Annotated in this window: 3 protein-coding genes; all 3 read left to right on the top strand. The window is 52.7% G+C overall.

The features are described 5' to 3' along the window. Nucleotides 1-1,187, top strand: a 1,187-nt coding sequence (locus GWG06_RS30290; protein WP_160718170.1) for an SDR family NAD(P)-dependent oxidoreductase, incomplete at its 5' end; no start/stop codon positions are given. A gap of 36 nt (nucleotides 1,188-1,223) precedes the next feature. Further along, the gene (locus tag GWG06_RS30285) at nucleotides 1,224-5,708 is read left to right on the top strand and encodes a MupA/Atu3671 family FMN-dependent luciferase-like monooxygenase (protein WP_160718169.1); all 4,485 of its coding nucleotides are present in this window, start codon (nucleotides 1,224-1,226) and stop codon (nucleotides 5,706-5,708) included. Further along, the coding region (locus GWG06_RS30280) for a type I polyketide synthase (RefSeq protein WP_160718168.1) at nucleotides 5,698-7,171 on the top strand (1,474 nt) is incomplete at its 3' end. The genes GWG06_RS30285 and GWG06_RS30280, both read left to right, overlap by 11 nt.

Genomic DNA, 7,171 nt, shown 5'->3' with positions numbered 1-7,171 from the left:
TATGGCATCGGGGGGACCGCATTGTGGCGCTGCGCGGCGCTCACCGCTGGCTGTGCGAGTATCAGCAGCACCGCGGAGAGGTAACTCCCGGCGGTACGGTGCTGCGGCCAGGCGGCCTATACCTGGTTACCGGCGGCCTGGGTAATGTGGGATATGTCCTGTCTACGTATATACGCCGGCGTTATAACGCCAGGCTTGTACTGACGGGCCGCCGTGAACTATCCTCCCTGGATGATACAGCGAAGGAGCGTCTCCGTCAGCTGCAGTCCGGTGCGGACCATTGCAGCTACCACGGGGCAGACATCACCGATGAAGAGAGCTTGAGCCGGCTGGTAGCAGAGATTGAATCGACTACAGGCCGGATAGACGGCATCATTCATACGGCGGGCGTAATAGACGAACGTCATTTTGAACTCATCAGCGACATCACGGAAGAGAATACACAGCGGCTGTTTTCTGCGAAGGTATCCGGTATCCGGGTACTGGAAAAAGTGTTCGGTGAGCGCCGCCCCGATTTTATCTGGGTGAGTTCCAGCCTGTCTGCGGTGCTGGGCGGATTAGGTTTCAGCGCGTATGCCGCCGCCAATCTTTATATGGATCATTTCCTGTTACGTCAGCAGGAGAGCGGCATCCGGTGGCGCAGCGTATGCCTGGGCGGTATGGCCTTCAGCGCATCACAGATAGCGAAGGAGCAGGGCCGTCAGCGCGCCACGCTGAAGCCGGAAGAACTGAGCCAGCTGTTTGAATGGAGCCTGGAATGCGATGGCAGCCCTGTGCTGGTGCAAACGGTAGAACCATTGTCAGCACGCCTTCACCGGGTATACGAAGTGAAGAAGGAAGCATACCTGGATGAAGAACCGGCGGCAACGGAGATGATAAAGACGGAACGTCCGGCATTGGCCACAGCTTACGTTGCGCCGGCGAATGCAACGGAAGAAAAGCTGGCGGACATCTTCGGTCAGTTCTTCGGGATAGACCGCATCGGTACGGACGACAACTTCTTCGAACTGGGAGGCGACTCGCTGAAAGGCATGATGCTGCTGAAAAGAGTGAAGAATGAATTCAATGTCAATATTACCCTGACAGATCTCCTGCTGCGTCATAATATCGCTGCCATGGCTGCCAGGATAGATGAACTGGCCTGGCTGAATGCAGACGTTAAAATGGAAAACGAAATCATCATCTGATCTGCCACATCCCCAATAGTTAAACATTCACACGGCATGAAAATGGAAAATCTGTTAAAAAAACTGCGGGATCATCAGATCGCCATCTCGCTGGAAAATCAGGATCTGAAAGTGAAATTCAACGGTGCTGCACTGCCTCCGGATCTCCTGAAAGCGCTGAAAGAAAATAAGGAACAGCTGGTAAGCTACCTGTCTTCCCTGCATACAGGCGTGGACAATACGGCCATCCCGCTGCTGCCGGAAAGTACATCCTATACCATGTCATCAGGCCAGGCGAGGGTATGGATACTCAGCCAGTTTGATGAAGCCAACCAGGCGTACAATATGCCCGGCGTATTTGTTTTCGAAGGCCGTCTGCAGACAGACGCGCTGGAAGCGGCGCTGAACCGGCTGATAAGCAGATACGAGATACTCAGAACCTGTTTCCGGGATGATGAAGAAGGGGAGATAAAACAATTTATTCTGGATGAAACAACAGCAGATTTTCACATCCGTCAATATGACCTGCGGGAAGAATCCGATGCGGATGCACAGGCGAAAGCCATGATACAGGAGGAACTGGTGAGGCCTTTCGATCTGCGAACGGCTCCGCTGCTGCGTACCTGTCTCTTTCAGCTGTCTGACAACAAATGGATATTCACCTATGTGATGCATCATATCATCAGCGATGGCTGGTCCATGGACATCCTGATACGTGAGCTGATGTTCTGCTACAATGCTTTCATCCGCCATCAGGAACCTGATATGAAACCGCTGCGCATACAATACAAGGAGTATGCCGCCTGGCAGCATGAACAGCTGGAACGTGCTGCACAGGGCAGTCACCGCGACTACTGGATGAAACAGTTTGAAGGGGAACTGCCGGTACTGAACCTGATCGGTGACTATCCCCGCCCTGCTGTAAAAACATACCGTGGCAGTGCGGTGGGAAGAAGAATTCCTGCAGGTGTAGCCGTTAAAATAAAAGAACTGAATCAGGAAGCGGGTACCACCTTGTTCATGGGACTGCTCTCCGCCGTATACATACTGCTGTACCGGTTTACCGGTCAGCAGGATCTTATTGTAGGCACACCCGTAGCGGGAAGGGATCATATTGACCTGGAAGATCAGATAGGCTTATTCCTCAATACGCTGGCGCTCAGAACCAGCTTTGATGGCCAGGACAGCTACCTGTCACTGCTGGAAAAAGTGAAACAGGTAACGCTGGCGGCATATGAACATCAGCTCTATCCGTTTGACAGGCTGGTAGATGACCTGCACCTGAAAAGAGATACCGGCAGAAGCCCGCTTTTTGATGTGATGATGATCCTGCAGAATGCCCGGATGCAGGGCAGCGGGCGTCAGCAGTTCGGCGATGTGACAGTAGGCAGTTATGACCGCGGCGAACATGCCGTAAGTAAGTTTGATCTTACGTTTGATTTTATAGAAGTAGAAGGAGAAATACAGGCGAGCATCGAATATAACAGTGATATCTTCAGCCGCAGTACAGCCGAACAGCTGCTGTCCTGCCTGGAAGGTATACTGACCGCCATCAGCGCTGCGCCGCAGCAGGCTGTAGGTACGCTGGATTATCTCAGCGAAGCGGAAAAAAACCGGCTGCTGCAGGTATTCAACAATACAGCCCTGGAAACGCCTGCCGGCGCCACTATTATCAGCCAGTTCGAAAAACAGGTGCAGCTGTCGCCGGACAACATTGCGGTGGTGATGGAAGACAGGCAGCTTACCTATGCGCAGCTGAATGCCGCCGCCGACCGGCTGGCAGCATATCTGCAGCATACCTTCCGGGTAAAGCCCAACGACCTGGTGGGCATCCGTTTACAACGCAGCGAATGGATGATAATAGCCATACTGGGTACACTCAAAAGCGGCGCAGGATATGTACCGGTAGATCCGCAGTACCCGGCAGAGAGAATAAAGTATATCACAGAAGACAGCGGCTGCATCACCGTGATTGATGACGGCATGCTGCAGCAACTGCATGCAGCAACAACCGTGTCTCCGCTGAAAGCTGCTGCCATAGCACCTGAGCAGCTGGCTTACTGTATCTATACCTCCGGCACCACCGGCAATCCCAAAGGATGCCTGCTTACACATGCCAATGTTGTTAACTTCTTTTGCGGGATGACAGCCACCTTCGGCAGAACACCCGGAACTATGCTGGCGCTGACTAACTACACCTTCGATATCTCTGTGCTGGAGCTGCTCTGGACACTCACTCTCGGCTACAAAGTAGTGATACAGGGAGATGTCAGGGATATAGTAGCGATAGAAAAAGCGCCTGTCAAACCCCTGGACTTCAGCCTGTTTTATTTCGGTAATGCAGATAACAGCCAGGAAGAAGATAAATACCGCCTCCTGCTGGAAGGAGCAAAGTATGCGGACAATAATGGCTATGCAGCCGTATGGACGCCGGAGCGCCATTTTCATGAATTCGGGGGATTATATCCCAGCCCGGCACTGATGGGGGCTGCACTGGCCGTACTTACCAAAAATATTGCCATCAGGGCGGGCAGCGTGGTATTGCCGTTGCATCATCCTTTGCGGGTGGCAGAAGAGTGGTCTGTGATTGATAATCTTTCCGGCGGAAGAGTAGGTATTGCCTGCGCTTCCGGCTGGCACGCCGGCGATTTTGTGTTGTCGCCCGGCCAGTACAGCAGCCGTCACGAGAACATGTACACCATGATAGATACCGTGCAGCGGTTGTGGAGAGGCGAACAGCTGGAGTTTCCGGATGGCAATAATGTGATGAAGAAAACCCGGATATTTCCTTCTCCGCGGCAGCAGGAATTACCGATATGGCTTACATCTGCCAACAGCATACAAACATTTATCTCAGCCGGTAAAGCAGGAGCAGGTGTATTAACGCATCTGCTGGGAGAAACCACCGAAGGTCTCGCCATAAAAATTGCGGCGTACCGCAAAGCCTTTGCAGAAAGCGGACATGATATCAGCAAGGCAAAGGTGGCATTGATGCTGCACACCTATATCGGTGAGGATATTAACGTTACCTACGACAAGGCGAGAATACCGTTCATGAATTACCTGCGTACTTCTGTCAGCCTCATGAAAACATTTGCAGCAGACCTGAACGTGAATATCGAGTCTGAGCAGTTTTCCGAAGAAGATATGCAAAGCCTGCTGGAGCATGCCTTCAACAGGTATGTATCTACGGCCAGCCTGATAGGGACGCGGACCACTGCTATGGAAATGCTGAAAAAGCTAAGCCGCATCGGCGTAGATGAAATCGCCTGCCTGATTGATTTCGGAGTAGGTTTTGAAGATACGATGAACGGACTGGAAAATATAACCGTGCTGAAGGACAGCTATCAGCAGCTGACTACCATGCCGGTGAAAACAGGTTATTCCGTCCATGCGCAGCTGCAGCAGCACCAGGTAACGCATCTGCAGGCCACGCCGTCTATGGCTTCCCTGTTGCAGGCAGACAGCCGCGCGATGGGGTCGCTCCGTACCATATTGCTCGGAGGAGAGCGCCTGCCGCAGTCCCTCGTGCGCGACCTCTATGACAACCTGCCGGAAGTACGGCTGTATAACATGTACGGCCCTACGGAAACAACCATCTGGTCCGCCTGCAGCGCCGTTCCCCGCCATGCCGCCGCCATCACCATCGGCCGCCCCATTGCCAATACCCGCATTTATATCCTGGATGCCGCTCAGCAGCTGCTGCCGGTAGGGGCTGAGGGAGAAATTTATATCGGCGGACAAGGAGTGGCCAACGGCTATATCAATAAACCGGAACTCTCCGAAACACGTTTCCTTCCAGATCCTTTCCTGCCGGGTGAACGTGTTTACCGTACCGGCGACTTCGGCAGATGGCTGCCTGACGGCAGCATCGAATACATCGGCCGGAAAGATGACCAGGTAAAGATCAGCGGCCACCGGATTGAGCTGGGAGAAATCGAAGCCGCCCTGCTGGAAACCGGTCATATCACTGCTGCGGTAGTAATGGCGAAACAGGTACACCAGGAAGAAAAGGAACTGATCGCCTATATTGTAACGGCACAGGAGCCGGATACAGCCGCTATCCGCGCAGCGCTGCTACAGAAGCTGCCCGCCTACATGGTGCCCGGATACTATATGCAGCTGTCGGCATTACCGCTGACACCCAACGGGAAAGTGGACCGCAAACAGTTGCCTGAATACCGGCAGAAAGGTCCGGGTACTGTAAGACAGCACGTTGCCGCCGCCAATGAAGTAGAACAGAAACTCGTCGATATCTGGAGCGAATTACTCGGCCGCGATGACATCGGTACCCACGATAACTTTTTTGACCTGGGAGGTAACTCCATCAAAATAGTACGCATGGTGATGACCATCAATAAAATTTTCGATAAGAAACTCTCTGTGGCAATGGCTTTCAGGTTTACTACCATTAACACGTTATCAAAATACCTGACAGAAGAGCACGTGATCACCGGAGAATCCGATAAGGAACTGGACATGTCCGTGAATATCATGGAAGATACATTTAACCTGCTAAACAGTGACCTGAATGACGACTGAGAGAAAATACACCGGACTTGAAATTGCTATCACCGGCATCTCCTGCCAGGTGCCGGGAGCGGCCAACTGGCGCATATTCTGGGAGAACCTGAAAAATGGTGTGGAGTCCATTCACTTTATGACGGAAGAGGAACAGCGTAACCTGGGTATTGATGACCGTATCCGGCAGAACAGCAACTATATTCCTGCTGTGGCTACCATTCCGCAGAAGCACTATTTTGATGCTGCCTTCTTTGACTATACCCCCATGGAAGCCGCGCTGATGAATCCTGTGCACCGCGTACTCCATCAGTGCGCCTGGGAAGCGCTGGAAGACGCCGGCTGTAACCCCGATACCCTGAAAGGATTGATCGGCATTTATGTGGGCGCCGGCGATGATGCCAACTGGCGTTTGTATTCCCGGCTGAAGAATACGGACGGACAGCAGATGGATAACTTCAGTCTGAACAACATCAATAACAAGGATTTCCTTGCCTCACTGCTGGCATATAAACTCAATTTCAAAGGCCCCGCATTTGCAGTAAATACTACCTGCTCCACTTCGCTGGTAGCTGTTAACCTGGCCTGCAAAAGCCTGCTGCTGGGAGAAGCGCGCGTTGCCCTGGCCGGTGGTATTACCATCCGTACAGAATTACCCAGGGGGTATTTTTACCAGGAAGGGATGATCTTTTCTGCGGATGGCCACTGCCGCGCATTCGACAAGGATGCCACCGGCACCTTTACCAGCGAAGGCGTAGGAATGGTGGTGCTGAAAAGATTGAACGATGCGATAGAAGACGGTGATTATATTCATGCGGTTATCAAGGGCGGCAACATCAATAACGATGGTAACAGGAAGGTAGGATTTACTTCTACCAGCGTAGAAGGGCAGGCGGACTGTATCCGTAAGGCGCACAAGTTTGCCAAAGTGACACCGGAAACCATCACTTATGTGGAAGCGCATGGTACCGGCACCCGCCTCGGTGATCCCATTGAAATAGAAGCGCTCAACCTCGCTTTCAATCATAACAAAGACCATAACTGCGCCATCGGATCCGTGAAAACAAACATCGGTCACCTGGATACGGCCGCAGGTATTGCCGGCCTGATTAAAACGGCGCTCTGCCTGGAACACAGGCAGCTGGTTCCCAGCCTGCATTTTAAAGCAGCCAATCCGGAGATCGATTTCGGCAGCGGTCCCTTCTTTGTGAATACCCAACTGCAACCCTGGGAACGCCGCAACGGATATCCTTTGCGCGCCGGTGTCAGCTCCTTTGGTATCGGAGGTACCAACGCACACGCTATTCTGGAAGAAGCGCCTGCCCGCGAAGCAAGCGATGCAGGCCGAAAATATAAACTGCTGGCAGTTTCCGCGAAGACTGCCGGCTCCGTGGAAAGATACCTGACCTCGTTGCACAGTTTCCTGGAACAACACCCGGATACCAACCTGGCGGACCTTTCCTATACCTTACAGGTAGGTCGCA

The organism is Chitinophaga solisilvae (assembly GCF_009928525.1).
GTDB classification, from domain to species: domain Bacteria; phylum Bacteroidota; class Bacteroidia; order Chitinophagales; family Chitinophagaceae; genus Chitinophaga; species Chitinophaga solisilvae.
Note: the sequence above shows the minus strand (reverse complement) of the source record. Positions and strands in the feature narration are given on the sequence as shown.

Bases quoted from the DNA above. Each gene is read 5' to 3' on its own strand.
- GWG06_RS30285 (WP_160718169.1), top strand. From the start codon at position 1,224: ATGAAAATGGAAAATCTGTTAAAAAAACTGCGGGATCATCAGATCGCC.